This is a genomic window from Microtetraspora malaysiensis (assembly GCF_050947145.1).
GTDB classification, from domain to species: domain Bacteria; phylum Actinomycetota; class Actinomycetes; order Streptosporangiales; family Streptosporangiaceae; genus Microtetraspora_A; species Microtetraspora_A malaysiensis.
In genome coordinates this window covers 6,071,656-6,097,880 of the sequence record NZ_CP191998.1, presented here as the reverse complement: position 1 = coordinate 6,097,880, position 26,225 = coordinate 6,071,656, and the positions used below count along the sequence as shown (strand labels likewise).

Annotated in this window: 21 protein-coding genes; 15 read left to right on the top strand and 6 right to left on the bottom strand. The window is 69.5% G+C overall.

The window, feature by feature from the left end; genetic code table 11:
- Nucleotides 1–27 precede the first annotated feature (27 nt).
- The 6 genes from ACQP1V_RS28730 to ACQP1V_RS28705 are packed head-to-tail and all read left to right on the top strand — an operon-like array spanning nt 28 to nt 6,659.
- Nucleotides 28–1,050: an ABC transporter permease gene (locus ACQP1V_RS28730; RefSeq protein ID WP_433413175.1), complete on the top strand. Its 1,023-nt coding sequence runs from the start codon at nt 28–30 to the stop codon at nt 1,048–1,050.
- Nucleotides 1,050–2,939, top strand: a complete 1,890-nt coding sequence (locus tag ACQP1V_RS28725; protein WP_433413174.1) for a dipeptide/oligopeptide/nickel ABC transporter permease/ATP-binding protein — start codon at nt 1,050–1,052, stop codon at nt 2,937–2,939. Before ACQP1V_RS28730 ends, ACQP1V_RS28725 begins: the two co-directional genes overlap by 1 nt.
- The gene (locus ACQP1V_RS28720; RefSeq protein ID WP_433413173.1) at nt 2,936–3,898 is read left to right on the top strand and encodes an ABC transporter ATP-binding protein; all 963 of its coding nucleotides are present in this window, start codon (nt 2,936–2,938) and stop codon (nt 3,896–3,898) included. Before ACQP1V_RS28725 ends, ACQP1V_RS28720 begins: the two co-directional genes overlap by 4 nt.
- A gap of 53 nt (nt 3,899–3,951) precedes the next feature.
- A complete protein-coding gene (locus ACQP1V_RS28715; protein ID WP_433413172.1) occupies nt 3,952–5,103 on the top strand; it encodes an acetyl-CoA acetyltransferase in 1,152 nt (383 codons plus the stop codon).
- Nucleotides 5,096–5,485 (top strand): Zn-ribbon domain-containing OB-fold protein, encoded by a 390-nt coding sequence (locus ACQP1V_RS28710; RefSeq protein WP_433413171.1) that lies wholly within the window; start codon nt 5,096–5,098, stop codon nt 5,483–5,485. The genes ACQP1V_RS28715 and ACQP1V_RS28710 overlap by 8 nt, the downstream gene beginning before the upstream one ends.
- Nucleotides 5,478–6,659, top strand: coding sequence for a CaiB/BaiF CoA transferase family protein (locus ACQP1V_RS28705; protein ID WP_433413170.1), 1,182 nt, complete (start codon nt 5,478–5,480; stop codon nt 6,657–6,659). Before ACQP1V_RS28710 ends, ACQP1V_RS28705 begins: the two co-directional genes overlap by 8 nt.
- A gap of 35 nt (nt 6,660–6,694) precedes the next feature.
- Here ACQP1V_RS28705 and ACQP1V_RS28700 read toward each other — a convergent pair whose 3' ends face one another.
- On the bottom strand, nt 6,695–7,327 hold the full coding sequence (locus ACQP1V_RS28700; protein ID WP_433413169.1) for a TetR/AcrR family transcriptional regulator: 633 nt from the start codon (nt 7,325–7,327) through the stop codon (nt 6,695–6,697).
- A 223-nt stretch (nt 7,328–7,550) separates the two neighbouring features.
- On the opposite strand from ACQP1V_RS28700, the gene ACQP1V_RS28695 reads away from it, so the two are divergent.
- Nucleotides 7,551–9,413 (top strand): S9 family peptidase, encoded by a 1,863-nt coding sequence (locus ACQP1V_RS28695; protein WP_433413168.1) that lies wholly within the window; start codon nt 7,551–7,553, stop codon nt 9,411–9,413.
- A complete protein-coding gene (locus tag ACQP1V_RS28690) occupies nt 9,410–10,636 on the top strand; it encodes an amidohydrolase family protein (protein WP_433413167.1) in 1,227 nt (408 codons plus the stop codon). Before ACQP1V_RS28695 ends, ACQP1V_RS28690 begins: the two co-directional genes overlap by 4 nt.
- 427 nt (nt 10,637–11,063) lie before the next feature.
- Here the strand turns inward: ACQP1V_RS28690 and ACQP1V_RS28685 are convergent, their stop codons facing one another.
- The 3 genes from ACQP1V_RS28685 to ACQP1V_RS28675 all read right to left on the bottom strand — a co-directional run bounded on the left by ACQP1V_RS28685 (nt 11,064) and on the right by ACQP1V_RS28675 (nt 14,309).
- Nucleotides 11,064–12,263: a GNAT family N-acetyltransferase gene (locus ACQP1V_RS28685; protein ID WP_433413166.1), complete on the bottom strand. Its 1,200-nt coding sequence runs from the start codon at nt 12,261–12,263 to the stop codon at nt 11,064–11,066.
- A gap of 17 nt (nt 12,264–12,280) precedes the next feature.
- The gene (locus ACQP1V_RS28680) at nt 12,281–13,075 is read right to left on the bottom strand and encodes a 3-hydroxyacyl-CoA dehydrogenase family protein (protein WP_433413165.1); all 795 of its coding nucleotides are present in this window, start codon (nt 13,073–13,075) and stop codon (nt 12,281–12,283) included.
- Between the two features lie 88 nt (nt 13,076–13,163).
- Nucleotides 13,164–14,309, bottom strand: coding sequence for a thiolase family protein (locus ACQP1V_RS28675; protein ID WP_433413164.1), 1,146 nt, complete (start codon nt 14,307–14,309; stop codon nt 13,164–13,166).
- 132 nt (nt 14,310–14,441) lie between these two features.
- On the opposite strand from ACQP1V_RS28675, the gene ACQP1V_RS28670 reads away from it, so the two are divergent.
- Nucleotides 14,442–15,986 carry a class I adenylate-forming enzyme family protein gene (locus ACQP1V_RS28670; RefSeq protein ID WP_433413163.1) on the top strand — a complete coding sequence of 515 codons (1,545 nt, stop codon included), beginning with the start codon at nt 14,442–14,444 and terminating at the stop codon, nt 15,984–15,986.
- 295 nt (nt 15,987–16,281) lie between these two features.
- Entirely contained in the window at nt 16,282–16,839 is a 558-nt protein-coding gene (locus ACQP1V_RS28665) for a serine hydrolase (protein ID WP_433413162.1), read from the top strand.
- Nucleotides 16,840–17,082: 243 nt separating this feature from the next.
- Here the strand turns inward: ACQP1V_RS28665 and ACQP1V_RS28660 are convergent, their stop codons facing one another.
- Entirely contained in the window at nt 17,083–18,861 is a 1,779-nt protein-coding gene (locus ACQP1V_RS28660; protein ID WP_433413161.1) for a hypothetical protein, read from the bottom strand.
- A gap of 576 nt (nt 18,862–19,437) precedes the next feature.
- On the opposite strand from ACQP1V_RS28660, the gene ACQP1V_RS28655 reads away from it, so the two are divergent.
- From ACQP1V_RS28655 to ACQP1V_RS28635, 5 genes are read left to right on the top strand one after another with little or no spacing between them, the layout of a single operon-like run.
- The gene (locus ACQP1V_RS28655) at nt 19,438–20,349 is read left to right on the top strand and encodes an ABC transporter ATP-binding protein (protein WP_433413160.1); all 912 of its coding nucleotides are present in this window, start codon (nt 19,438–19,440) and stop codon (nt 20,347–20,349) included.
- On the top strand, nt 20,346–21,176 hold the full coding sequence (locus tag ACQP1V_RS28650; RefSeq protein ID WP_433413159.1) for a hypothetical protein: 831 nt from the start codon (nt 20,346–20,348) through the stop codon (nt 21,174–21,176). The genes ACQP1V_RS28655 and ACQP1V_RS28650 overlap by 4 nt, the downstream gene beginning before the upstream one ends.
- Nucleotides 21,176–22,018 (top strand): hypothetical protein, encoded by an 843-nt coding sequence (locus tag ACQP1V_RS28645; RefSeq protein WP_433413158.1) that lies wholly within the window; start codon nt 21,176–21,178, stop codon nt 22,016–22,018. Before ACQP1V_RS28650 ends, ACQP1V_RS28645 begins: the two co-directional genes overlap by 1 nt.
- A gap of 20 nt (nt 22,019–22,038) precedes the next feature.
- Entirely contained in the window at nt 22,039–23,265 is a 1,227-nt protein-coding gene (locus tag ACQP1V_RS28640; RefSeq protein ID WP_433413157.1) for a sensor histidine kinase, read from the top strand.
- Nucleotides 23,262–23,936 carry a response regulator gene (locus ACQP1V_RS28635; RefSeq protein ID WP_433413156.1) on the top strand — a complete coding sequence of 225 codons (675 nt, stop codon included), beginning with the start codon at nt 23,262–23,264 and terminating at the stop codon, nt 23,934–23,936. Before ACQP1V_RS28640 ends, ACQP1V_RS28635 begins: the two co-directional genes overlap by 4 nt.
- Nucleotides 23,937–24,248: 312 nt before the next feature.
- Here ACQP1V_RS28635 and ACQP1V_RS28630 read toward each other — a convergent pair whose 3' ends face one another.
- The gene (locus tag ACQP1V_RS28630; RefSeq protein WP_433413155.1) at nt 24,249–26,219 is read right to left on the bottom strand and encodes an alpha/beta fold hydrolase; all 1,971 of its coding nucleotides are present in this window, start codon (nt 26,217–26,219) and stop codon (nt 24,249–24,251) included.
- Between the last annotated feature and the right edge of the window lie 6 nt (nt 26,220–26,225).

Here is a 26,225-nt window from a genome sequence, read left to right as displayed (position 1 = left end):
GGCAACGGACATCGTTTGGAGCAGCCCGTGGCTGAAAAGGCAGCCGTCGCCTCCCGCCCGGCTCGGCGACAGTCGAGCCGGACGGGGTGGAGCGACATCAAGGCGCGTCACCCGTGGCTGGTTTTCCTGCTCGCCCGCGTCGTACGGCTCGTTGTCGTGTGCGCGCTGCTGCTCGTCGGCACGTTCTTGATGCTTCGGGTGATGCCCGGCGATCCGGCTCGGCGGATCCTGGGCCTGCAGGCCACGCCGGAAGCCGTTGAGCTGACCCGGCACCGCCTCGGGCTGGACCGGCCGCAGTTCGAGCAGCTGTGGTCGTACTGCTGGAACGCGCTGCACCTGGACTTCGGCGAGTCGTTCAGCCAGGGAGTGCCGGTACGGGAACTGATCGCCGAGCGCTTCCCGAAGACGGTGGAACTCGCGGCGGCGGCCACATTGGTGCTGCTCATCGTGGGCTTCGGGGTCGGCACCCTCATGGCCGTGCTCACCCGCGACGGGCGGCGACCCCGACTGGACGCCACGTACGGCACCAGCATGGGCGCGCTCAGCGCCGTCCCCGACTTCGTGCTGGCCGCGCTGTTCGCACTGGTCTTCGGTCTCTACCTCCAGTGGTTTCCAGTCTCGGGGGACAACGGTCTGTCGAGCTTGACGTTGCCCACGCTGGCGGTGGCCATTCCGGGCATCGGGTTCCTGTCGCGAGTGGTTCGTGCCGAGGTCCTCGACGTCCTCTCGCAGAACTATGTCCGAACCGCACGAGCGAAGCGGCTGACCAGCTGGCGGATTTACGTCCGGCACGTGATGCCGAACGCCGCCTACGGTGGCGTGACCCTCGCCGGCGTCTCCTTCGCCTCGCTCGTGGGGGGCACGGTCGTTGTCGAGCAGGTCTTCAACTGGCCGGGCATGGGGTCCGCGCTGACCAGCGCGGTCGTGAACCGTGACTACCCGGTCGTGCAGGCGGGGGTGCTGCTACTCGGCGCCACCGTCGTGATCGTGAACACCCTCGTCGACGTCCTGCTGGCGATCGTCGACCCCGGCGCGTTGCGGGAGAGCTGATGCGCAACAAATACCTGCACGCCCTTGTCCGGACACTCAGCGGAGCGGTCGGGGCGCTGACCATCCTCCTGATCATCGCCCTTGCCGTCGTCGGGCCGTATCTGTGGCACGACGCGGCGCAGGCGGAGAACGTGGCCGACCTCAATCTCGGCGTGTCCCCAGATCATCTGTTCGGGACCGACGGGTTGGGCCGTGACGTCTTCGCGCGCACCATGGTCGCTACCCGCCTGTCGCTGCTCCTGGCCGTCGGCGCCGCGGTGGTGGGAGCGATCCTCGGCTATGTCGCCGGAATCGTGATCGCCGTTCTGCCCGCCCAGCTTCGACGCGTGTGTATGGCCGCGGTCGACGTCTCGTTGAGCTTCCCGGTGATTCTTCTCTCGATCGTCTTCGTCGCGATGTTCGGAGGCGGCACGACGAGCACCATCGTGGCGATCGGCATCGCCTTCGCGCCGCCGCTCGCGCGGTTGTCGAGCAATCTGGCGCTTGCCGAATCGCGCAAGGAATACTTCCGGATCGCGCGAACCCTCGGTGTGCCGACTCGAACTCTCCTGTCGCGCTATCTTCTCGCGAACATCGCCGAACCGCTGCTGCTGACGTTCTTCTACGCCATCGGCTCAGCGCTCGTCGCCGTGTCCGCGCTCTCCTTTCTGGGCATCGGCGTCCAACCGCCCAGCTACGACTGGGGAGTCCTGCTCGTCAACGGCTTCACCCTGCTGTACGTGCAGCCGGCTGCGGCCCTGGGTCCGGCAGCCATGATCGTCATTGCCGGTATCGGCCTGGCCCTCGTCGGCGAGGCGTTGGCCCGGGCCGTCAACCCCAGGCTTACCGGGGCGCGGCGCCGCACGGCGGGCGACGACGCGCAGCACGCGAAGGCAGCCGCCGAACCGGCACCCGTTGATCCAGCGCCCGATGACCTTGTGCTCGATGTCCGGGGCCTCCGCGTCGCGTTCGACACCCCCGCGGGCGAAGTAGTGCCCGTACATGGCATCGACCTGCGGATACGCAAGGGAGAGGTACTCGGTCTGGTCGGTGAGTCCGGATCCGGGAAGAGCATGACCGCCCTGGCCGTCGCCGGCCTGACGCCCGCCAACGCGCGGGTCACGACGGAGCGTTATCGCTTCCTGGGACACGGCCTGACTCCCGCGGATCTCGGGTCGCGGCGGATCGGGCAGCGGCTCGCCATGGTCTTCCAGGACCCGGCGACGTCGTTGAACCCGGCCATGCGGCTCGGAACGCAGATGACCGAGGCGGTTCGCGCCGGCGGTGTCGGCCGCCGCGAAGCCGTCGAACGCGCGGTCGAGCGGCTCACAGACGTACGTATACCGGCGCCCGCGAGCCGGCTTCGCGACTTCGCCAACCAACTGTCCGGCGGTCAACGGCAGAGAGTCATGATCGCGATGGGCCTGATGACCGAACCGGCGCTGATCGTCGCCGACGAACCCACCACTGCGCTCGACGTCACCGTACAGGCGCAGGTACTCAGTGTGCTTCGTGACGTCAACGTGCAAAGCGGAGCCTCGGTCCTGCTCATCAGCCACGACATGTCGGTGATCGCCCAGATGTGCGGCAAGGTCGCCGTCATGTACGCCGGAGCCATCGTCGAGTACGGCGACACAGCCGACGTCGTGCACCGGCCGCAACACCCCTACACCCGGGCGTTGCTCGCGTCGGTCATCACGCTCGACCACTCCGCCGATAGCGAGGCGCCGGCCGAACCCAGAGGCGTCGCACAGTCGGCCGACGGCCGGAACAGGCCGGGCGGGTGCGGCTACCTGGCCCGCTGTCCCATTGCCTCCGAGCGGTGCGCGGAGGAGACTCCGCCGCTCATGCAGGGCGCGACCAGCGAGGTCGCCTGCTGGAATGTGGCCGACAAGGAGCAGTTGGTATGACAGCACTGGAAGTAACCGACCTGCGGGTCCAGTACGGCCGGGGAGCGCGCGCCGTCCACGCGGTCGACGGAGTCAGCCTCGCGGTTCCACCCGGTGGCACGCTCGGGCTCGTCGGCGAGTCCGGAAGCGGCAAGTCGACGGTCGCCCGCGCGCTCGTCGGGCTCACCCACGGCAGCTTTCAGCGCCTGGTCGTCGCCGACGCCGAGTTCAGCAGCTGGTCACGTCCGGCGGAAGCCCGGGTCCGCAGTTACGTCCAGTTCATCACCCAGGACCCGTCGTCGGCCTTCAATCCGCGATCCACCATCGGCGCCGCCATCGCCGAAGTGCTCGCCTCGCCGGTAAGAGAATCGGCGAGCGGGACGGCGCGCACACCGGCCGAGCTGCTCGAACTCGTCGCCCTCGACACCGGTGTGGCCCGACGCTACCCGCACGAACTCTCGGGTGGGCAGCTCCAGCGCGCGTCCATCGCGCGCGCCCTCGCTGCCAGGCCCAGCGTTCTGATCGCAGACGAGATCACGTCCGCGCTCGACGTCGGAGTCCAGGCCGGCATCCTCCGCCTCCTTGGGGATCTGCAGAAAGAGTTGGCACTTTCGATCGTGTTCATCTCACACAATCTCGCGGTGACTCGACACATCAGTGACCAGGTCGCCGTCATGTATCTCGGCAGAATCGTGGAGGCGGGCAACGCGCAGGAAGTGCTCGTGCAGCCGCGACACCCTTACACACGCGCGCTTGTCGACTCCGTTCCTCGCCTCAAGGCCGGCGCGCCGTTGCGACTTCCGATTCAGTCCGAGCCACCTGACCCACGGCGCCCGCCGGCCGGGTGCCGCTTCCATCCCCGCTGTCCGGTCGGGCCGCAGACTAACCCGGAGCGGACGGACTGCATCGAGCGTGACCCCGGAACGATCGCGACGTCCGCGAGCGATGCCGCGTGTCACTACGCGTCCCAAGTGCGCTGACCGCCCGGCACCCGTGTGCGCCTGGGACACCTATGGAAATACGAAAGGACACGATGACAGGGCTCAGAGCACGCCCGGCCTATATCGCGGGCGTCGCGGAAACGCCGCTCGGCAAGGTGCTCGACCAGACGGAACTGTCGATGGTCGCACTGGCTGCCAAAGAGGCGCTGGGGGAGGCCGGAATGACCATCGCGGACGTGGACGGCCTGTTCGTCAACTACATGGGCGAGGAAGGCACGGTCCAGGTCGGCGAGTATCTCGGAATCGAGCCGCGGGTCGCCGACTCCAGCGATCTGGGCGGAGCCGCCTTCGAGGCGTTCGTCCATCACGCCATGCTGGCGGTCGCGGCGGGAGAGTGCGAGGTCGCGCTGATCGCGTACGCGTCGCGGCAGAGAAGCCGACGGAACCGCCGCCCTCCCGCAGCCGACGCGACCTCGCTCACCGCACAGTTCGAGCACCCCTACGGGCTGCCTGCTCCCATCGGGCACTATGCGCTTATCGCAGCCCGCCACATGGCCCAGTACGGCACCACGTCGGAGCAACTCGCACAGGTCGCGGTAGCAGCGCGCAAGTGGGCGGCGCTGAACCCGAAGGCGTGGATCAGAACGCCGTTGACCGTCTCCGACGTGCTCGAATCACCACTACTGGCCGACCCGTTGCATACGCTGGACTGCTGTCTGGTGACCGACGGGGGAGGGGCCGTCGTCGTCACGACACCTGAACGGGCGCGCGATGCCGCCAAACCCGCGGTGCGCGTTCTCGGAGTCGGACAGAGCCATACCCACTGGCACATCGACCAGATGCCCGATCTCACCGTAAGCGCCGGCGTGAAGTCGGGTGAGGCCGCGTTCCGGATGGCCGGGATCGTCCCCGCGGACGTCGACGTCCTCGAAACGTACGACTCGTTCACCATCACCGTCATCAAGGCGCTGGAGGACCTCGGCTTCTGCGGGCGAGGTGAGGGCGGTCCATTCGTGGAGAACGGCCGACTCGAACCGGGCGGTGACCTTCCGGCGATGACCTCCGGAGGCGGCCTGTCGTACAACCATCCAGGCGCGCTCGGCGTTCTTCTCCTCGTAGAGGCAGTGCGTCAGTTGCGCGGCGAGGCGAACGACCGCCAGGTCGCCGACGCCGAGATCGCGGTGGCCCACGGTGTCGGCGGGTTCCTGTCCACTTCCTCGACGGTGGTGCTCGGTCGTGACTGATCTCTACTACGGTGATCCGCTGTCCCAGGCGTTCTGGGACGGGGCACGCAACGGAATCCTCGTCCTGCAGCGATGCGCCGACTGCGGCCGGTGGCAGCACTATCCGCGCCCGCTGTGCCTCGGTTGCGAGTCGACCTCGCTGGAGTCCGTACCCGCGAGCGGATGGGGAACCATCTACTCCTGCACGACGGTGCGGATCTCCGCGAGGCCCGACCTGGAGCCGCCTTACATCGCAGCCATCGTCGAGCTGGATGAAGGGCCCAGAATGCTCACGAACGTCGCTGCCGACACCGCGCGGATCGGCGATCGGGTGCGAATCGACTGGCGCCACCGCCCCGACGCGCCGCCGCTGCCGATCTTCACGGTGGACGCCGATGAGTGAGCCGCGCCCGGTGACCTCAGGACCTCTCGCCGGAACCGTCGTCGTGGAACTCGCCGGCATCGGACCCGGACCGTTCGCGACCATGCTGCTGGCCGACCTCGGTGCCGACGTCATCCGCGTCGACCGCATCGTGCCCGGCGACCCGCGGCTCGAGCAGCGCTACCGCAAGGACGTCGTCAACCGCGGCAAGCGTTCGATCGCCGTGGACCTCAAGAAACCTGACGGCCGCGACCTCGTCCTCGACCTGATCGAACGCGCGGACGTGCTCGTCGAAGGGTACCGGCCCGGTGTGGCCGAGCGGCTGGGCCTCGGACCCGAGGACTGCGCCGCCCGCAACCCCCGACTGGTGTACTCGCGGATGACCGGGTGGGGTCAGGAAGGACCGTTGTCGCAGGTCGCCGGCCACGACATCGGCTACCTGGCTCTCACCGGGGCGCTATGGGGGATCGGTCGCGCCGGCGAGGCGCCGGTGGCTCCGCTCAACCTGGTCGCCGACTACGCCGGTGGTTCGCTCTTCCTCGTCATGGGCACCCTCGCGGCGCTCCTCGAGGCACGAGCCGGCGGGCTCGGCCAGGTCGTCGACGCGGCGATGGTCGACGGTGTCAGCGTCCTTACGACGATGATCACCGCGCTGTCCGAGATGGGCGTATGGGACCCGACCCGCCGAGGGGCGAACGCATTCGACTCCGCCGCTCCCTACTACGACGTCTACGAGTGCGCCGACGGCAAGTGGGTCGCCGTAGGCCCACTGGAGCAGCACTTCTTCGCTGAGATGGTGCGAATCACCGGCTTCCGCGAGGGCGACGACAACCGCTTCGTCCAGCCGTCACAGGACGAGTGGCCGGCCCACAAGCAGGAGTGGGCGGCACTGTGGCGCACACGCACCCGGGATGAGTGGGCGTCCCTGCTCGGTGGCACCGACGCCTGCGTGCAGCCGGTCCTCGACTGGCAGGAGCGCACGCGGCACCCTCACCTCGCCGCACGCGGCACCTACGTCGAGCTGGACGGCATCACGCAGCCGGCGCCCGCCCCGCGGCTGTCACGCACGTCCCTGTCGGTGTCGGGACCCGCCTGCTACCCCGGGGAGCACACCCGCGAGATCGCCAGGGCGCTCGGGCTGACGGACGACCGGCTCGACGCGCTCGTCGCCGCCGGCGTGGTGAGCGTCGGATGAGCCGGCAAGGGCCGCTGCGGGACACCTCCGGCTGCTCAGCTGCCGCCGGTCGCGTCGAACCGGCCGGTCCATAGGCAGGCCGCGGCATAACCGAAGAGCTCGCCCCGGGGTTCGCCGGTCTGCACCCGGGCGAGCGCGAAGCCGCCCAGGGTCGCGGCCAGCATCCTTGCCAGGTCGATGGCCGGGATCGGCAACGACTCGCCGGCCGCCGCGGCGTATCCGGTCAGCTCGTCGGCGAGCTCCTGCATCTGCGCGCCGTAGCGACGCTGCGAGTCCGCCTCGATGGAGCTGTCCCCCCGTGCCGTCAGCCGCAGCTCCATGGACAGGTCGAGGGCCGTCTTCGTGGTCGGCTGGTTCGTCATGTCGGCCCAGTGCAGGCCGAAGGCCTCGAGTGCCTGGATCATCGGCGTGCCCAGGGGGGCCGCGTCGGTCAACCGGGGGAGCCGGTTTATCTCGTCGAAGGCCTGGGCGAACAGTTGGCGCTTGCCGCCGAAGATCGAGTAGATCGATCCCGTCGTGACGCCGGCCCTCTCGGCCACCGCCTCCACGGAGGTGGCCAGATAGCCACGTTCCTTCGCGATCTCGCGTACCGCCTCAATCAGGGCGGCGCGCGTGGCGGCCTTGGCCGCGGACCTTGCCGGCCACCGGGCCGAAGTCGAATCGCTCATCTGAAGGAACCCCTTGATTAGTTCTGTAACGTCACTATTATAACTTCATTATAGCCCCATGGATGGAGGATCCATGACGCGTCAGGTCACCCCCGAAGACCTGTTTCGCCTGCGGTTTCTGCGCGGCGCCGACCTGTCCTCGGACGGCAGTCGTGCTGTCTATGCGTTAACCCGAGCGGATACCGAAACCAACACCGAACACGTCGACCTCCATTTGCTTGACGTGGCGAACGGTACATCGATACAGCTCACGCACAGCGACTGCGTCAACACGGCCCCGGCCTTCTCGCCGGACGGCTCGCACATCGCTTTCATGTCCACTCGCGCCGGCAAGCCGCAGCTGTGGTTGCTGCCGGTGGCCGGCGGCGAGGCCCGTCAGATCACGAACCTCTCCCAAGGCGTGGGCAGCGGTGCGGTGTTCTCCCCGGACGGCAGCAAGATCGCTTTCACCGCCGGGCTGGCCGGCGAGCCTCGGGACCCGAGCGCCCCGTATCGCGTGACCCGTACTGTATGGCGGGCAGACGGGATCGGCCTGGTCGACGACGCGCTCCAGGACATCTACGTCCTCGACCTCACCACGGACGCCGAACCCCAGCGGCTCACCTCGGACGCGTGGATGAACGTCGCTCCGAAGTGGACCCCGGACGGGCAGGCCATCGTCTTCGTCGCCGGGCACAACCCGGACTCCACCAAGCCGGACTCCCGCCTGCACCGGGTCACCCTCGGCGGTGAGGTCAGCGATGTCACCGGTACGGATGACGAGGTCATCGTCTTCACGCACAGCGTGACCGCCGACGGCAAGGTCGTCTACCTGACCGGTTACGAGGCGCACACCAAGCCGGGCGTCCGCCCGTCGTTCTACATCGTCGATCCGGCCACCGGGCAGCGGGAGAAGCGGGGCGCCGACATCGCGGGTCACCTCGGCGGCCTGATGCAGACCGACAGCCCATCCGCCGGCTTCGTCGCCGGCGTCGCCGGCGGCATCGTGCCGACCGAGGACGGTACGGCGGTGCTGCTGCAAGTACAGGCCCGCGGCGCCGTGTCGATCGTACGGATCCAGCTTTCCGGTCCCGAGCGGCACCAGGTCATCGTGACCGGCGATCGGGTCTGCACCGTCGTCGGAGCGGCCGGCGGCGACGTGGTGTTCGCCGCCTTCGGCTTCACCGAGCCGGGCGACCTGTATGCCGTCGACCTGGACGGCCAGAACGAGCGGCGGCTCACCCGGACCAACCAGGCGCTGCTGTCCGAGCTCGCGCTGCCGACCGTCCATCGGCTGTCGTTCCGCAGCAAGGACGACGCGGAAGTGGAGGGCTGGTTCCTCTGCCCGGCCGACGCCCAGCTTCCGGTGCCCACAGTGCTGGCGATCCATGGCGGTCCGCACGCGGCCTGGGGTTACAACTTCGGATTCGACTCGCTCATGTTCAACGGAGCCGGGTTCGGCGTGCTGCAGGTGAACCACCGCGCCTCGACCGGTTACGGAGACGACTTCGCCACCGCGATCAACGGTGACTGGGGCAACCTCGACTACGCGGACCTGATGGCGGGTGTGGACCACGCCATCGAGCTGGGCCTGGCCGACGCGGACAAGCTCGGCGTGTGCGGGATCTCCGGTGGCGCCAACCTGACCGGCTGGGTCATCGGGCACACGGACCGGTTCAAGGCGGCCTGCCCGGAGAACCCGCTGTTCAACTGGATCAGCTTCTTCGGCACGAGCGACGTCGGCGCCTGGATGGGCGTCACCGAACTTGGTGACACCCCGTTCGAGGTGCTCGAAACCTACGCACGCTGTTCGCCGATCACCTACGCCAAGAACTGCACGACGCCGACGTTGTTCCTGCAGCACGAGAACGACTACCGCTGTCCGGCCGAGCAGACCGAGCAGTTCTACACCGCGCTGCGGATCGCCGGAGTTCCGGCCGAGATGCTGCGCTTCCCCGGCTCCAGCCACGGTGGCTCCGTCATCGGCCCGATCGGGCACCGCCGAGCGCAGAACGACGCACTGCTCGACTGGATGAGCAGGTACGTGCTCGGCAAGGAGGCCGAGGTCACCGAAACGGTCCCGCACATCGAGAGGAAGAGCGCGTGAGCACATCCGTCCGTACCGTCTTCACCGGTGGCGACGTCTTCGACGGGACCGGCGCCGCGCCGAGTCCCGCCGATGTCGCCGTTCAGGGTGGCCGGATCGTCGACGTGGGTCCGGGGCTGGACGGTGACGTCGAGGTCAGCGTGGCCGGCCGGACACTGCTTCCGGGGTTCATCGACTGCCATGTGCATGTGACCCTGGAAACGATCGACCTGATGACCCTCATGCAACAGCCATACGGGTACGGCCACTACATAGCCGCCGACAATCTCGCCAAACTGCTTTCGATCGGCGTCACCACCGCGCGGGACGCGGGCGGCGCCGATCCGGCCGTGAAGCGGGCCGTCGCCGATGGGCGGATTCCGGGTCCACGGCTGCTGATCGCGATCCAGATGTTGAGTCAGACAGGAGGGCACAGCGACGGCTGGATGCCCTCGGGTCAATGTATGGCCTCGCTCGGAACCGGATCCGTACCCGGCGTCGGAAGCAGCGTGGTGGACGGCGTCGAGGAGATGCGGCGACGGGTGCGCGAGTTGGCGCGTGCGGGCGCGGACCAGATCAAGATCGCGACCTCCGGGGGAGTCCTGTCCCCCGGGGACGATCCCCGGCATTCCAAGCTGCTGCCGGAGGAGATCGAGGTGGCGGTGATCGAGGCGCGGGCGGCGGGGATTCCGGTGATGGCACACGCCCAGGGAACACAGGGCATCAAGAACGCGGTCGAAGCGGGTGTGCGGTCCATCGAGCACGGGATCTACCTCGATGAGGAAGCGGTCGACCTGATGCTCAAGCACGGCACGTATCTCGTGCCGACCCTGCTCGCACCGCACAGCGTCATCGAGGCCACCGACAACGGAGTCGCGATCACCGAATCCTCGCGGCAGAAGGTGCACGAAGTCATCGCCCACCATCAGCGTTCCTTCAAGCTTGCCGTTGAGGCCGGCGTTCGAATCGCGATGGGCACCGACGGGGTCGGCTTCCCGCATGGCAGGAACCTTGAGGAGTTGCAGCTGATGGCCGCGGCCGGCATGCCGGCGGCAGACGTGCTGAAGGCGAGTACGAGCACGGCCGCGCGGCTTCTCGGGCTCGACGCGGAAGTCGGCACCATCGAGCCGGGCAAGCAGGCGGACCTGGTGGTGGTGGACGGAGACCCACTTGACTTCGCCGACCTGACTCGGCGGGTTCGCGCCGTGTACCAGCGAGGGGAACTCGTCGCATCCCACGACTGACATGGAGCGGGGGCCGTCCACGAGCGATCAGCAGCCAGGTGCGTGCGCACATCGGCCTGATCGCCGGGACGGTCCCCGCCGCATGTGTCCCGCGTCAAGAAGTCGGCTCATGAGACCCGGTCTGAATGTCGGGGATGCAGACCCGGGCCGATGTACACCTCGATCGGGCGGTGCCCGCCCAGGGCCTCGTACGGGCGGATGTAGTCGACGACATGCCGAAAGGCCTCGGCCTGCCAGGCGTTCGGCCTCGGCGACGGCGATCTGAGCCGCAGCGGAGTTCCCCGCGTTGCCGCGCGCTGAACGGCACCGGTCGCCGCGTTCCTGACGAGTGGAACGCGGCGACCGGTGCCTACGTGCGCCGGCGCAGGTGCCGACCGAGCGATCAGAAGCTGGAGCGGTTACCCGGCCGAGGTCGCGTGCCAGGCCACTAGAACATCTCCGGCAGCCAGGCCGGAGGGCCGGCGAAGATCCGGTCCAGCGCGTCGACCGCCTCCGGGCCGCTGATCGCCAGCCGCCCGGCGCGCAGCAGGTCACGGCCGCTTGCCCAGCCCGAGTAGAGAGTCGCCAGCTCACACGATCCCAGCGTCACGACGGGCACACCGTCATCGCCGGCTCCGGCTTCGACCGTCGCATTGCCGTCGGACACCTTCAGCAGCCAGCGACCGGTGTTCTCCCGCAGATTCGGGTCGGTCAGATTGAAGCAGACAGCCGCGTCGACCCATGTCGGGTACCCGCGGCCCGACAGAGCCGCGGCCACATCGACGATGCGGAGCATCCACGGGTAGCAGAACTCGGTGCGCGCGACCAGGCCGCCCAGCAGGCTCAACCACGGGTCCCGGGGCGGGCCCGACCACAACAGGTCGCGTCCCAGGCCCCTGTGCCTTGCGAAGTGGGTCAAAAGTGCGGCCGATGCCGTCGGGGTGGTCCAGACGACCTCACTCACCTCGACGTCGAAGTAGTGGGGCAGGTCCTTGCCGGCCGACCGCTTGCGGTACGCGACGTAGCCGGTGACTCGGCCGTCCTCCCACACCGCCCGGTGAAAGACGGAAGTCCGATCGGCGTTCTTCGGGTGTCGCAACGCCCACCAGTACGGCGACCGGGCCAACAGTCCCTGTTCCGTCGCAGCGAACCGGTGGTAGCAGTCGGCGATCGCCGGCAGGTCGTCGTAGGTCCAGGTCCTGATCAGGGCCTCGGACCCCTTGGCGACGGGCAGCGCGTCGAGCGGCGTGCGGTAGGTGCGGTGGTCGCCGGCGATCTCCCAGCCGGCCTTCCGGTACGGCGCCGGCGCGCTGGGAAAAAGAGTGGAGACCGCTACCCCGTCGGCGTACATCTCTTTGAGCATGCCGTCCATGAGCAGACTGCCCGCGCCCGAACCGCGGTAGTCGGTGCCGACGGCCACAGTGTGTACGCCGGTGGCCTTCAGTTCTCGGCCGCCGAAGTACTGGCCGAGGGGAGTGGCCACTGCTGTGGCGCACACGATGCCATCGCGTTCGAGGACGTAACGCCCGTCGAGACGGAGGTCGGCCTCACCGCCGCGGGTGTCGGAGGCGAGGGTGAAAGCCTCGTGGATGAGGACGATCATGTCGGGCACGTCGTCGTGTGTGGCGGCACGCATCACATCGGTCACAGGGGCACTCGAGACTGTCAGCCGCGTTTCCACGGGGCACCCTCCGGGGCGGTGGACGGTGAGCGCTTCTCGCCCCACCCGCTCGAGGCCCCCTCCATCATGGCGAAGGGACCGACCGGCCATCGATAACCGTCGACGACGATCTGATCGACCTGCTCTTTGCTGGCCAGCCCTTCGTCGACCACTCGCTGGGCCTCACGCACCATCGCCGTCAGCAGACGGTTGCCGACGAATCCCCATACGAACGGATTCTCTTTGACCACGACGGGGTTCTTGCCGCACGCGGTCGCGACCTGAACAACCGCGTCGACCGTCGCCTGGCTGGTCTGCGGCGTCACGACAAGTTCGGCCAACGGCATGACCGGCGGCGGCGACGACCAGTGCCACCCCATCACCTTCTCCGGACGCGTTGTCGCCCCGGCCAGCGCACAGATCGGGTGGCCCGAGGTGTTCGACGTCAGGATCGCTTCAGGCGGAGCCATCTCGTCCAGACGCCGGAACATCCGCGTCTTGAGACCCAGGTCTTCTGGGATGGCCTCGATGACCAGATCGGCCGAATCCAGCGCCTCGGCCAGATCGGTGCCGAAGGACAGCCGCTCCTGTGCGGCTCGCGCCCACTCGGGTGAGATCTTGTTCCGCTCCACCGCCCGGTCCAGGCCGTAGCGGCCATTCACGACGAGTTCCCGCGCGGCCCTTATCTGGTCTTCGGACAGGTCGTAGCAGTGGGTGCGGTAGCCGTAGGTGGCCGTTGTCTGGGCGATACCACTGCCCATGACTCCGGCACCGATCACGGCGATGCGCATGTCGCTCATGCTCGCGCCCCACTTCCGCTTGCCCGGCTTCGGGCGTTGACCCAATCAGTCATGAGCTCCAGCTTCCAGTCCATTGTTCGGGCGAAATTCAGACCAGTTCGTAGATCGTCGCGTTGGCCTGGCCGCCGCCTTCGCACATCGTCTGCAGGCCGTACCGCACGCCGTCCGCCCGCATGTGATGGATCAGCGTCGTCGTCAGTCGTGCACCCGATCCGCCGAGCGGGTGGCCGAGCGCGATCGCGCCACCTTTGACGTTCAGCGCCTTCTCCTTCGCGCCGGTCTCGGCGAGCCACGCCAGCGGCAGGCACGCGAAGGCCTCGCTGCACTCGAAGGCGCCGATGTCGTCGATCGAGAGACCCGCCTTCTTCAGCGCTTTCCGCGTCGCCGGGATCGGCGCGGTCAACATCGGCATCGGCGCGTCTGCCGCGAGCACCGCGGTGTGTACCCGGACCAGCGGCGTCAGCCCCAACGCGGCCGCCGTCTCGGACGTCGTCACCAGCACCGCCGCCGCGCCGTCGGAGATCTGCGACGAGTTGCCCGCCGTGATCCGGCCGTCCGGCCGGAACGCCGGCTTGAGCTTCGCCAGTCCTTCCAGCGTGCCGCCTCGGCGTACGCCTTCATCCGCTGACACCACGGTGCCGTCCGGCAACGTCACCGGCGCGATCTCGGCGTCGAACTGGCCGGCGTCCTGTGCCGCCGCCGCCTTCTCGTGGGATGCGAGCGAGAACTCGTCGAGCTGCTGACGCGACAGGCCCCACCGGTCTGCGATGATCTCGGCCCCCTCGCCCTGGTTCGGCATGGTGTCGCCGTACCGCGCGGCGTAGTCGGAACCCAAGGGGGATCCGCCGACGAAGGACGAACCCATCGGGACCCGCGACATCGACTCCACGCCACCGGCCACCACCAGGTCGTAGTGACCCGCGATGACCCCGGCGGCGGCGAAGTGGATCGCCTGCTGTGACGAGCCGCACTGCCGGTCGACCGTGACCCCGGGGACCGCCTCCGGCCAGCCCGCCGACAAGGCGGCGGTTCGCGCGATGTCGAACGCCTGATCACCTATCTGCCCAACGCAGCCCCAGATCACATCGTCAACATGCGCAGGGTCCACGCCGGCGCGTGAAACCAAGGCGCGCAGGACGTGCGCCGAGAGATCCGCCGGGTGAATCCCCGACAGGACACCGTTGCGACGTCCCACCGGGGTCCGTACCGCTTCCACGATCACCGCGTCCCGCATGGCTCACCATCCGCCTGACTCCGCTGGGATTGACCAACCTGGTAACGCCGGTATCATAACGCCATTACCCGAACGACGCTACTGCACCGTGGCGGAGGATCGACGGCGCCGCCCGATCAACGCGGAGGACCTGTGACAACAACGACCGCATTCGAAGGTTCCACTGCTGTGACGTTTGGGCAGCGGTTGGCGACGCTGGCCGCGTCGGCTCCTGACCGTCCGGCACTGATCGTGGCGCACCAGGCCGGTGGAGAGACCGTGATCGGTTTCGGTGAGCTCGACCGGCGCAGCAACCAGGCCGCACGCAGGTTGGCCCAGGTAGGGGTCGGCCCGAAAAGTGTCGTACTGGTTGCCCTGCCCAACGGGATCGCGCACGCGGTCGCGTCGTTCGCCACCTGGAAGTTGGGTGCGTGCGTACTGACGATGAACTCCACCCTGCCCGAACACGAGCGTCAGTTGACCTTGGCGTCGGCCCGGGAATCCGGGCGGGAACTGTTCGTCGTCGGGGATCCCCACGCGTGGGCACTACCGGGAATCAGCCAGACCGAGCTGATGGACGCCGGACAGTACAGCGCCGACGCGCTGCCGGATGCCGTGTCCTGCCCCGGCACGGCGCTGGCCACCGGCGGTTCCTCTGGGCGGCCGAAAATCCTCGTCAACCCCAGGCCCATGGTCGCAGTGCCGCTCGAACCCGGCCAGCGGGACATCTTCGGACGGGAACCGTACGGCACGGCGCTGGTGTCCAGCCCGATGTACCACGCGATGCCTTTCCTGCAGACCTATCAGAATCTGTTCCATGCCTGCACGGTGGTGTTGCTGGAACGATTCGACGCGCAGCGGGCGATGGAGATGATTGAGCGCTACCAGGTCACCTGGATGGTGATGGTGCCCACCCAGCTGCAGCGCATGCTTCGAGTTCCCGATGTCGACTCCCGGGATTTCAGCAGTGTGAAAGCCCTCTACCACGCAGGCGCGGTATGCCCCCAATGGGTCAAGCGGCGTTGGCTGGAACTACTGGGACCTGACCGGGTGCTCGAAGCGTTCGGCTCCTCGGAAAGTGCTGGTGGCACATTCATCTGGGGTCAGGAGTGGCTCGCGCACCCCGGCAGCGTCGGCAAGGGCGGCGACCTGACGGAAGTGCGCATCCTTGACGACGAAGGTGTTCCGGTGGCTCCCGGCGAGATCGGCAACATCTACCTCCGCTGGCTTCGCCCGCCGGCCGGCTTCACGGAGAACCCCAATGACAACTACACCTACTGGGGAGCGGAGCCGGCCACGGCCACCAGCGATGGCGCGGTGAGCGTCGGTGACCTCGGCTGGCTCGACGAGGACGGATACCTGTTCATCGCGGACCGCCGCGTGGACCTGATCATTACCGGCGGCCAGAACGTCTACCCCGCCGAAGTCGAGGCGGCGCTCAGCGAACATTCCGGTGTCCTCGACGTCGTCGTCATCGGTCTGCCCGACGAGGCATGGGGCCGACGCGTGCACGCCATCGTCGTCGCCGACCCCAAGCAGCCACCCGGCGAAGAAGAACTCCGTCGGCACTGCAGGGACCGCATGGCCCACTACAAAACCCCCAAGACGTTCGAATTCATCGATGCCCTGCCCCGCGACGACGTCGGCAAGATCCGACGCAACCAGCTCGCAAACGAACGCCTGACCGATGGCTCATGATCATCCTTCCTAAGGAGCCGCCGGCTGCCTGCTCGGGGTCGCCGGTCTGAGGCCGGCGGCCCATGAAATCGCTGCCATCTCTCGCGGCTACCTGGAGGCTCGGACGGCGGCCGACGACGACGGAGTTCGCCGTCGGGCCGCCTGACGAGGAGCGGGCCCCGGTGCCACGCGGCGAGAGATGGACGCAGGCCACCCGGAGCTGCGGCTACCTGCTGTCGGGACTGGGATGCGGTCCGGCGACTCTCGTCCTGCTGTTCGCGGCGGCGCTCCCTGGAGGCGCGGCCAGGCTGCGGCGGTGGACGGGGTGGAATCGGCGCCAGGCCGCCGCAACGTCCTGCTGGGCATGGTCGTGGAGGCCGCGACCGGCCGGCCGTACGCTCGCGAGGTCACCGAGCGCGTGATCGTGCGCGCGGGGTTGACCCGCACATCCGCGCCGAGCGAAACCACCCGGATCACCGGGCCGCACCCGCGGTCCTACGCCATGGTCGGCGGCGCCGTCACCGACATCACCACGCTCAATCCGACCATCCTGGGAGCGGCCGGCGGCATCGTCTCCACCACCACCGACCTCAACCGGTTCCTGCGAGCCCTGCTCGGCGGCCGGCTTCTGCCTCCCGCCGAGCTCGCGCTGATGAAGACGCCCGTGCCCGGCACCACCTACGGGATGGGCCTGTCGACCCTGCAGACGCCCTGCGGCGTCTTCTACGGTCAGGCCGGCGGGATCGGCGGCTACTTCGCCGCGGCATTCCACCGCCAGGACGGCCTCCGCGAGGTCAGCCTGGCCGCCACACCGTACACGGGAAAGCCTGATCAGGCCCTTAACGCCCTGCTCCAGCGCACGGCCTGCGCCTGACATCCCGAGAATCCCTGCCTCACCACCGGTACACCTCCTGGGTGGACCGGATGGCCGCGAGCGCCGGGACGTCGGCGCCGGTGGCGGACCGCAATGTCACGGCGCCGTCGTGCAACACGGGGTGCGCGTCCAGGGACATGTCCGGGAACGTCCCGGGTTCAGCCCGGCCAACGCCTTTCCCGTCGGTGGTTCAGAGGCATACGCGAGATCCCCGGGGCCCGGACCCCGGGGATCTCGGGACGGTCAGGCCAGGTTGGCGAAGGTGGACCTCGGCGGACAGGGGACGTAGACCCCGTCGCAGGCGGAGTCGCGGCCGCCACCGCCCCCAGAGGAATCAGTGGGCACAGGCGGCGGAACGTAGTAGTCGAAGATGCCGCCGGGGCCGATGCCGCCGGGGTTGTCGTATCCGCCCGGGGTGACCCCGCCGGGGCGAGGGGGCGTCAGCACGCCGGACGGCGTCGAGTGGGTGGTGCCGGCCGGCGGGACGAAATCAGGCGGCATGAGTACGTACCGCGTCCCGGTCAGGTCTCCGCCCGACTCGACCCGCACCCAGGTTTTGCCGTTGTCGTCTGACTCATACCAGTACTTGCGCCCGCAGCAGACTTCCGGCGTGTTGCCGCGGGGCGTGCTGGCGTCACCCGTACCCGTCGAGGTCGGGTCACTGCTGCCCGTCGTGGAACTGGCCGCCGCCCACATGGCCAGCCACAGGTTGTACAGGGGGCTTTCGGGCTCGGCGTAGACGTCACCGCGAGGCACGGGTCCGCCGCCTCCGCCGCTGACGACGGCGCCCGGGATGCCGCTGTTGTGGGCGGCGACGGCTGCCATGTGCCTCAGGAGCAGGCCGGGCAGCCTGTTGGCCTGCAGCGGGGCCTTGTACGGCTGGGCGGGGATGTTCACCTGGGCGAATGTCGGCGGCGTGGGCCAGAGCCCCGGGCATTTGGCCTGCAGCCAGATCGCCAGGGCCTGGCCCAGCGCGACCGTCCCCCGACGATTGGGGTGGAAGCTCTCCTGGAAGGCGTGCAGCAGGTTTCCCTGGGCCAGTTCGTTTTCGTCCAGCATCCACGGGGTGAAGTAGGAATCCGGCTCGTCGACCTCGTGGCCGGCCATGACGCTGGTGCCACCGGGGCCCGCGGTGTTGGGGTCGAAGATCTCGATCGGCGGCCACTGCGGGTGGTCGCTGTTGAACTTCTGGACCGCGGCCCGAATGGTGTCGTTGAGCGCGGTGGCGAATCCGTAGACGGCGTCCAGCGTCAGGCCGCCCATGAGGGGGGTCCTGTGGGTGTTGCCGGTCGGCTTCACTCCTATGGGATACAGCGTGACGGCGATCATGGCGTTCAGGGCGGCGGCGCGCACCGTGGAGAGCGACTTGTAGACGCTGGTCTGCACATCGGCCATCTTGCGCTGCTCGCGGGCTATCGCGGCCTGGACGTCGGTGAGCTGCGCGTTCTTCCACACGCCCGGCCCCGGCGCCAAGCCCTGCAGATAAGCCGGGATGGCCGTATTTGCGTAGGCCATGAGCGCTGTCTGCAGGATGTCGCCGTAGTGCGCGTCGTTGCCGCCGAACCCGTAGATCACCACGTTGGAGCTGGGGAGGATCCCGTCGGCCTGGGGGATGTTCCTGTTGCGCCCGGTGTCGGAGTCCACCTGGGGTATCACCAGGTGCTTGCTTTCAGCTCCCGAGGAGGCGAAGAACGCGAGCCTGTCGAAGCCCCAGGTGTCCTCGAGATACCCGTCCTGCATGGTCAGGGAGGACACGAGCGGCTTGTTGGTCGTCTCCAGGTAAATCCAGGCCAGCGGCCCGGGTGCGTAGGGGGACTGGTGGCGATAGAACGAGGACGAGGAGGAGGAGGTGCCTGCGATGTAGCCGCCTGTGCCTTCGCCTGAACTGACGCTGTCACCCACGGCCGACACCACCCGGGGGATGGTCGCCGGTACCAGGGCCGAGCCCGCACCACCGCAACCGGGCACCGTGGGAGGGTCGGCCGCCGCGGGCCCGGCCAGGCCGACCGTCACTGATAACACCGTCGCCATAGTCACGGCGGCGGTCCTGGCCATGAATCGTCTCGGGGACGAGGGGGATGAGCGGTCAAGTGGCATGAATGCTCCCGGAGAGGGGTCGAGGAGGACGTCCCGATCGGAGTACAGGACGATCAGGACGCTGTCGGGGCGGCCAGAGCCGGCGCGGCCACAGCCGGGGTGACGACGGTGCCGTGCGCGTGAGCAAGCGGCGCATGAAGCGTCTACTCCCATCAGGCCAAAACATGAGGGTGACTCATTCTTTGCCGCCTCGCCGCGCAAAATATCCTCCCAACGGAGGATCTTCGTTCGGCCAGATGGCCAGGAGCTTCGGCCACATGGCCAGTAGCGGAGGCGCCGGACGGAACCTATGCGTTCGGGACGAGTCAGCCAGCAGCCGTGTAGAGGGCCCCGCCCGCCGGCCGATCAGGTGCACACCGTACGCACCGTGCTCCTTCCTCCTTGAGGAGGAGGCGCGAGCACGCTGTGGCCGGGCTTTCCTCCACGCGGCGGAGGCCGGCTTGCTGGGCGCGTTCCTAGCATCGCCTGCATGAAAACACGCATGGATGAGGAGAGGCAGCAGTGATCGAGGCGCGGGGACTGACCAAGAGGTACGGCCGCAAGGCAGCCGTTTCGGGGCTGGACTTCCGCGTCGAGCCCGGCCGGGTCACCGGGTTCCTCGGGCCTAACGGGGCTGGCAAGTCGACGACGATGCGGATGATCCTCGGGCTGGACCTGCCCTCCTCCGGGTCGGTGACCGTCAACGGCCGCCGATACCAGGGGATGGTGTGGCCGCTCTACGAGATCGGCGCGCTGCTGGACGCCCGCGCGGTGCATCCGGGGCGATCGGCCTACAACCACCTGCACAGCCTGGCCGCCGCCAACGGCATCCCCCGGAGCCGGGTCGACGTCGTGCTGGAGCAGGTCGGCCTCACCGCTGTGGCGGGTAAGCGGGTCGGCGGGTTCTCTCTTGGCATGTCGCAGCGGCTGGGCATCGCGGGTGCGTTGCTCGGCGACCCCGGGATCCTGCTGTTCGACGAGCCGGTCAACGGTCTGGACCCGGACGGCATCCTGTGGATCAGGACCCTGATGCGTTCCCTCGCCGCTGAGGGGCGCACCGTGCTGGTCAGCAGCCACCTGATGAGCGAGATGGCGCTGACCGCCGACCATCTGCTGGTGATCGGCGAGGGACGGTTGCTGGCCGACATATCGCTGGACGAGCTGATCGCCCGCGACGCCACGAACCGGGTCGTGGTCCGTGCGGTCGACCACCACCGGCTCGCGGGCGAACTGCGGACGCTGGGCGGCGAGGTCACCCTGGAGCCGGACGGGACGTTGCTGGTCGTGGGAGTCGACTCGGAGACCATCGGCGAGCTTGCCGCCGCGCAGGGGCACGTGCTGTACCAGTTGCGGGACGTGACCTCGTCGTTGGAGGAGGCCTACTTCCGGCTCACCGAGGACAGTGTCGTCTACCGGGCTCCGGTGCCGGCATGAACGCGTACACGGTTCAGACGGTGCCGGCGGAGCGGCGGTACGGCCTGCGGGCGCGGCTGCGCGCCACGGCCCGCAGCGAATGGGTCAAGCTCTGGTCGGTGCGGTCCGCGCCGGCGGTGCTCGCGGCCACGGCCGTGGTGATCGTGGTCGGGGCGCTCGTCCTCGGCTCCGGATACCGGTCCGGTTGGGCGTCGCTGTCCGCGTCCGACCGGGCGGCCTTCGACCCCACCTACACCAGCCTGCGCGGCATCGAGCTGGCTCAGCTGTTCGTCGGCGCGCTCGGCGTGCTGGCAGTGACGAGCGAGTACGGGACCGGTCTGATCCGGGCGACGCTCGCGGCGACACCGCAGCGCACACAGGTACTCGTCGTCAAAGGGCTGGTGCTCGGTGCGGTCGCCTGGGTCGTGGGCACAGCCTCGTCGTTCGGGGCCTTCGCTCTCGGGCAGCGCCTCTTCACCGGGCCGGTGCCCCATGCGGCGCTGGGTGACCCGGGGGTGCTGCGCGCCGTCCTCGGCGGTGGCCTGTACCTCACCCTGATCGTGTTGTTCGGAACGGTCCTGGGAGCGCTGTCGCGCTCCACCCCGCTCGGGCTGGCCGCTCTGTTCGGCGTGCTGCTGGTTCTGCCGCTGATGGTGAACCTGCTTCCGGGCAGCCTCGCGGACCGGATCCTTCCGTATCTGCCCGGCGAGGCCGGTGCCCAGGTCTGGCACGTGATGCCGCCCTCGCCGCACAGCCTCGGCCCCGGGCAGGGCTTCTCGCTGTTCGCCCTGTACGTCGTCGTGTCGGCCGGCGCCGTCTTGACGCTGACCCGAAGGAGGGACACGTGATGCCCACTGGTACCACCGGCACACCGATGCCCGCAGCACAAGCGCAGCGCCCGCCGGTGACGCCGCTGTCCCGCGGACGGGCGGTGCTGGCGAGCGAGTGGATCAAACTTCGCTCGCTGCGGTCGCTGTGGTCGACCGCCCTGGCCGGGTTCGCGTTCAGCGTCGGGCTCTCGTTCCTGGTCAGCTCAAGCTTCCGGTCACGCTGGCACACCTTGGGCGCCCAGGCGCAGGCCCACTTCCATCCGATCGACATCAGCCTCGGCTTCCTCCAGATCACCTCCTTGTTCTTCGGCGCGCTCGGTGCGCTCGTGGTGACCACTGAGTACGGCACCGGGGAGATTCGAGGCACCTTCGTGGCGACGCCGCAGCGCCCGCTGGTGCTGGCGGCGAAGGCGCTCCTGCTCGGCCTCCTCGGCTTCGGCCTGGCCCTGGTCACCGTCTCGGCTGCGTTCCTGCTCGGCCAGAGCCGGCTGTCCGGGGCGGTGCCTCACGCATCCCTGACCGACCCCGGCGCGGCGGGCGCGGTCCTCGGCGGTGCCCTCTACTTGACGCTGACCGGGCTGCTCGGTCTGTTGCTTGGCGTGCTGGTGCGCAGCACCGCGGTCGCGATCTCGGCCCTCTTCGGCCTCTTCACGATCCTGCCCGTGCTGGTCAACAACCTCCCGAAGGGCTTCGTATGGCGGCACACGGTCCCGTACCTGCCGTCCAACCTCGGCTTCTCGCTGTGGCACTCGCACATCGAGTTCCTGGCGCGGCCCGTGACGGCGGGGAGCACGCTCGCCCTGTACGTCATCGTGACGGCTGCCGCTGGGTTGGCGCTGCTGCGGACGCGGGACGGGTGACGTCGGGCATGCTGATCGGCATGAGGCAACCGGGGTGGAGGTCGCGAGCCGTCGACGCGCTGTTCGCCGTGGCGGGCTTGGCGGTCGTCGTCTGCGGCACGACGAACCGGCTGGTGCCCTGGCTGCCCGGCTTCTCGGTGTGGCTGCTGGCACCGGCGCAGGCTGCGCTGATCCTGGCACGCCGGCGAGCGCCACTGGCCGTTCTGGCAGCGACCACCGCCCTCAGCGTATTCATGATCGCGACAGGCTTCCCAGGACTGGCCGCCGTCGCGGCGCCCCTCGCCGCGGCCTATGCCGTGGCCGTCTACGGCCCCGCCGGTCCGACCAGGCCGGGCGCGGGCCGGCTTCCCGCTCCGCTCGCCCGCCCCGCGGTGACCGAGGGAGCCGACGGTCGCGGCGTCCTCGCCTCGCTGGCGGCCGCCGCCGCGCTCATGGCCGCGAACCTTTCCCCCGGCGCCCGCGTCCGCCCGTCCGACGGAGCCCTGTGGGCTGCCCTCTCCATCGGCCTGTGCGTCGTTCTGGCATGGGTCTGCGGCTACGCCGTCCGCACCCGGCGCGCGTACGTCGTCCAACTGGAGGAGCGGGCGCGCCGCCTGGAACGCGAACAGGGCGAGCGTGCCGAACGCGCCGTCGCCGACGAACGCCTGCGCATCGCCCGCGAACTCCACGACGTCATCGGACACTCGATCAGCCTCATCACCGTGCAGGCCGAGGCAGCCGGCCGCTGCGCCCGCACTCGGCCGGAGGCCGTCCCGGACTACCTTGCGACCATCTCCGCCACCAGCCGAGAGGCGCTGGCCGAGATGCGTCGCGTTCTGGCCGTGCTGCGCCCCGAGGAGGGCGAGCCGCTGGAGCCGCGGCCGGGCCTGGCGTCCCTGCCCGAGCTGATCGCGAAGGTGGAGTCCGCCGGCGTACCGGTCCGCTTGGACGTGGAGCCGTCGACGCTGCCCGCCGGCGTCGGGCTGGCCGCCTACCGCATCGTCCAGGAGGCGCTCACCAACACCCTCAAATACGCCGGCCGCCCCGCCACGGCCTCGGTCACCATCGCCCGGGCCGGGCCGATGCTCCACGTCTGCGTCGTCGACGACGGTCTCGGCCCGCAGAGCGAGCCGTCCGCCGCCGCCCACGGACTCGTCGGGATGCGCGAGCGCGCCGCGATGTACGACGGCACCCTGCGCGCCGGGCGCCGCCAGGGTGGCGGATTCGAAGTCCACGCCACCCTGCGGATGACCGGAGAGGCACCGTGACCATCAGGATCCTGATCGCCGACGACCAGACCCTGATCCGGGCCGGCCTGCGCGCGATGCTCGAGACCGAACCCGGCTTCGACGTCGTCGGCGAGGCAGCCGACGGCGCCGAAGCTGTGGAGGCGGCCCGCCGACTGCGCCCCGACGTCCTGCTGATGGACATCCGCATGCCCCATCTCGACGGCGTCTCCGCGACCCGCGCCCTACTCGCCCAGAGTCCCGCGCCGTGCCGCATCCTGGTCCTGACCACCTTCCACCTGGACGACTACGTGGCCCAGGCACTGCGCGCGGGAGCCTCCGGATTCCTGCTGAAGGACTCCACCGCGGATCAGCTCGTCGAAGCCGTCAAGGTGATCGCTGCCGGCGAGGCGATCCTCGCGCCGTCCGTGACCCGCCGACTTCTTGAGCGCATGGCGGGCGGACCCGAACAGGCCGACGGTCAGGACCTGCGGAAGCTGCTCTCCGCGCGGGAGATCGACGTGCTTCTGCTGCTGGCCCGCGGGCTCTCCAACGCCGAGATCGTGCAGGCGCTTCACGTCGCCGAGACCACTGTGAAGAGCCACGTCCAGAGCCTGCTGCTCAAACTCGGCGTCCGCGACCGTCTGCAGGCAGTCGTCGCAGCTTACGACTCCGGTCTGGTCAAGCCGCGGGGGCAGGGGGCGAGGGACTGAGCCCGGATGGGTGCAGCTCTTTCTCAGGGACTGGATGACCTGGGTCGCGTCCAATGTCGTGTGCCCCGGCAGCTCACACCGTGTGCGGACCAGTTCCTTCAACGCCACGTTGATCAGGTGGGCCGGGCCCACCGCTTCCGGCTGCGCGCAAAGGTGTTCCCGCACTCAGCGCGCGACAACGTATACGCGGGTTGCCGGGCGCGTTATCTGACCCGCGACCGGGATGGCACGTTCCCCGCTCGCATGAAGGAGACCCTCGCCGGGGCCGGCATCGAGACCGTGCTCACTGGCCCACGGGGCGGCTGCCGACGCTCACCGCCCGCCTTCGAGCTGGAAGTCAAGGTCGACCGCGTGTCCGCTGAGTGTGCCGGTGGCGTGGCCGGCTCCGGTCCCCAGCGCGATCCGTACCTGCAGCCGGCCCGGCGTCACGCCGGGCCCGGAGAGCCGCAGCGTGCCGATGAGCTGCTGACCGGCGCCGGGCGTCAGCGTCCCGGAGACACTCGCGTCGCGTACCACGCGCACGGCCGTCAGCGTGATCGCGCCGGGTGTCGCCGTGTCGGTGGCGTAACGTCCGCCGCGCAGGCCGTCGGCAGCGCCCCATGCGCGGACCACTCCGTTATGCTGCACGAGGTCCTCGGCGGTCGCGCCGACGAGCCCGAGCGCGCGGCGGACCGCGGGCGTCGCGGCCGCGTGCGCCGGCGGGAGCTGCGCCGCCGAGACCGCGGCGCGTCCGGGCACCGGCGGCGGCGTCCCGGTGCGGAGGCATGCCCCCGGATCGGCGGACAGTGTCTTCACGAAGCCGATCGCGAGCGCGAGGGCGCACGGATCTCCCGACGGCGTGTGGCCGGCGTTGGCGACCTCCGCGAAGATCGCGTGCGGGAACTGCGCCGCGGTCTCGCGACCGGCGCGGCTCGGCGTGTTCGCGTCGAGGTCGCCGGAGAGGACGAGCACCGGCACGTCCGGCAGCGGCCGGCCGGTGGCGACCGGGGAGCCTGCGGTCGGATCGTTCGGCCAGTCGATGCAGAGGTCGGCGCCCTCGAATCCGGCCGCCGTCCATCCCGCCGCCGAGAACGGCCCGAAGGCCGCCGGGCCGAGCGTCGACAGCGCCCGCCGGTAGTCGGCGCGGCGCACGGCCGGCGGGTCCTGGTAGCGGAACGCGCGCGGGTAGTCGTGGCACATGACGGCCGCGAAGGCGGTCGGGCTGAAGGCCGGATTCTGTGTCAGCCCGGCGACGTCGAGCATCACGAGCGAGGCGAGGCGCTTCAGCGGGTCGAGGTCGCCGGCCGCGGCGTTCGCGAGCGCGGACGGCAGCGCCGCCGACAGCGACCGTTCGCCGCGCGCGTAGACGACCGATGCGAGCGCGGCCTCGTCGAGCGTCGCCTGATAGGTACGCGAACCGGTCGCGACGGTGAAGCGGACAGGGTGGCTGCGCAGCCGCGCGGCGACCCGCTCGAGGTCGCGCATGACGGCGTCGCCGTCGCAGGAGCGCGTGCCCGCGCAGATCAGGTGAATCGCCCGCAGCCCGGCGTCGAGCCGGTCGCGCCCGAAGGTGTCGAACGCGATCGGGTAGGAGCCGCTGAGCACGACCGATTGGACGTGCTCGGAGTGGCGCGCCGCGTAGACCGTCATCAGGTACGTGCCATAGGAGTCGCCCCAAAGGTCGAGGCGATCGAGGCCGAGGACCTGGCGGACCGCGTCGATGTCGTCCGCGACCGCGGCCGAGCCGTAGAGCCCGGCCTTCGAGCCCAGCTCCCGCCCGCACGCGCCGATCGCGGCGACGAGCGTGGGGTGCGAGAAGCCGGCGAGCGGATCGGTCATCGACTTGCACGTGATCTGCTGCGACAGCCCGATGCCGCGCGGGTCGACGAGGAGCAGGTCGCGGCGGTCGAGCAGCGGCGCCAGCAGGCCGGCGTAGTTCACGAAGCGCGACGCCGGGGCGCCGGGCCCGCCGGGGTTCGGCACGACCGTGCCGAGCGACGGCTGCGACTGGTCGCGCCGGGGGAGGAACGCGAACCCGACGCGCGTGGTGCCCCGGCGCGGCTCCGCGCGGTCGAGCGGGACCTCGACGGTGCCGCAGCGGGCGCCCGCCGGCGCGCCGTCGTAGGTGCAGGGCTTCAGCGGCTCCAGCAGCCGTGGGGGCGCCGGGGATGTGGGGACCGCGCCCGCGGCGGCGGTGCCGGTGCCGACCGCGAACGTGGCGAGCGTGGCGAGCGCGGTCGTGGCCAGCCACCGTGTGCGCGTACGCGCAGGGGATATCGACAGCAACATCTCTCTCCAGTTCATCAGCGA

What these genes read in the sequence shown, in the direction of transcription:
- ACQP1V_RS28725 (WP_433413174.1), top strand. Translation starts at nt 1,050, where the DNA reads ATGCGCAACAAATACCTGCACGCCCTTGTCCGGACACTCAGCGGAGCG.
- ACQP1V_RS28720 (WP_433413173.1), top strand. Translation starts at nt 2,936, where the DNA reads ATGACAGCACTGGAAGTAACCGACCTGCGGGTCCAGTACGGCCGGGGA.
- ACQP1V_RS28715 (WP_433413172.1), top strand. Translation starts at nt 3,952, where the DNA reads ATGACAGGGCTCAGAGCACGCCCGGCCTATATCGCGGGCGTCGCGGAA.
- ACQP1V_RS28705 (WP_433413170.1), top strand. Translation starts at nt 5,478, where the DNA reads ATGAGTGAGCCGCGCCCGGTGACCTCAGGACCTCTCGCCGGAACCGTC.
- ACQP1V_RS28700 (WP_433413169.1), bottom strand. Translation starts at nt 7,327, where the DNA reads ATGAGCGATTCGACTTCGGCCCGGTGGCCGGCAAGGTCCGCGGCCAAG.
- ACQP1V_RS28680 (WP_433413165.1), bottom strand. Translation starts at nt 13,075, where the DNA reads ATGAGCGACATGCGCATCGCCGTGATCGGTGCCGGAGTCATGGGCAGT.
- ACQP1V_RS28675 (WP_433413164.1), bottom strand. Translation starts at nt 14,309, where the DNA reads ATGCGGGACGCGGTGATCGTGGAAGCGGTACGGACCCCGGTGGGACGT.
- ACQP1V_RS28650 (WP_433413159.1), top strand. Translation starts at nt 20,346, where the DNA reads ATGAACGCGTACACGGTTCAGACGGTGCCGGCGGAGCGGCGGTACGGC.
- ACQP1V_RS28645 (WP_433413158.1), top strand. Translation starts at nt 21,176, where the DNA reads ATGCCCACTGGTACCACCGGCACACCGATGCCCGCAGCACAAGCGCAG.
- ACQP1V_RS28640 (WP_433413157.1), top strand. Translation starts at nt 22,039, where the DNA reads ATGAGGCAACCGGGGTGGAGGTCGCGAGCCGTCGACGCGCTGTTCGCC.
- ACQP1V_RS28630 (WP_433413155.1), bottom strand. Translation starts at nt 26,219, where the DNA reads ATGAACTGGAGAGAGATGTTGCTGTCGATATCCCCTGCGCGTACGCGC.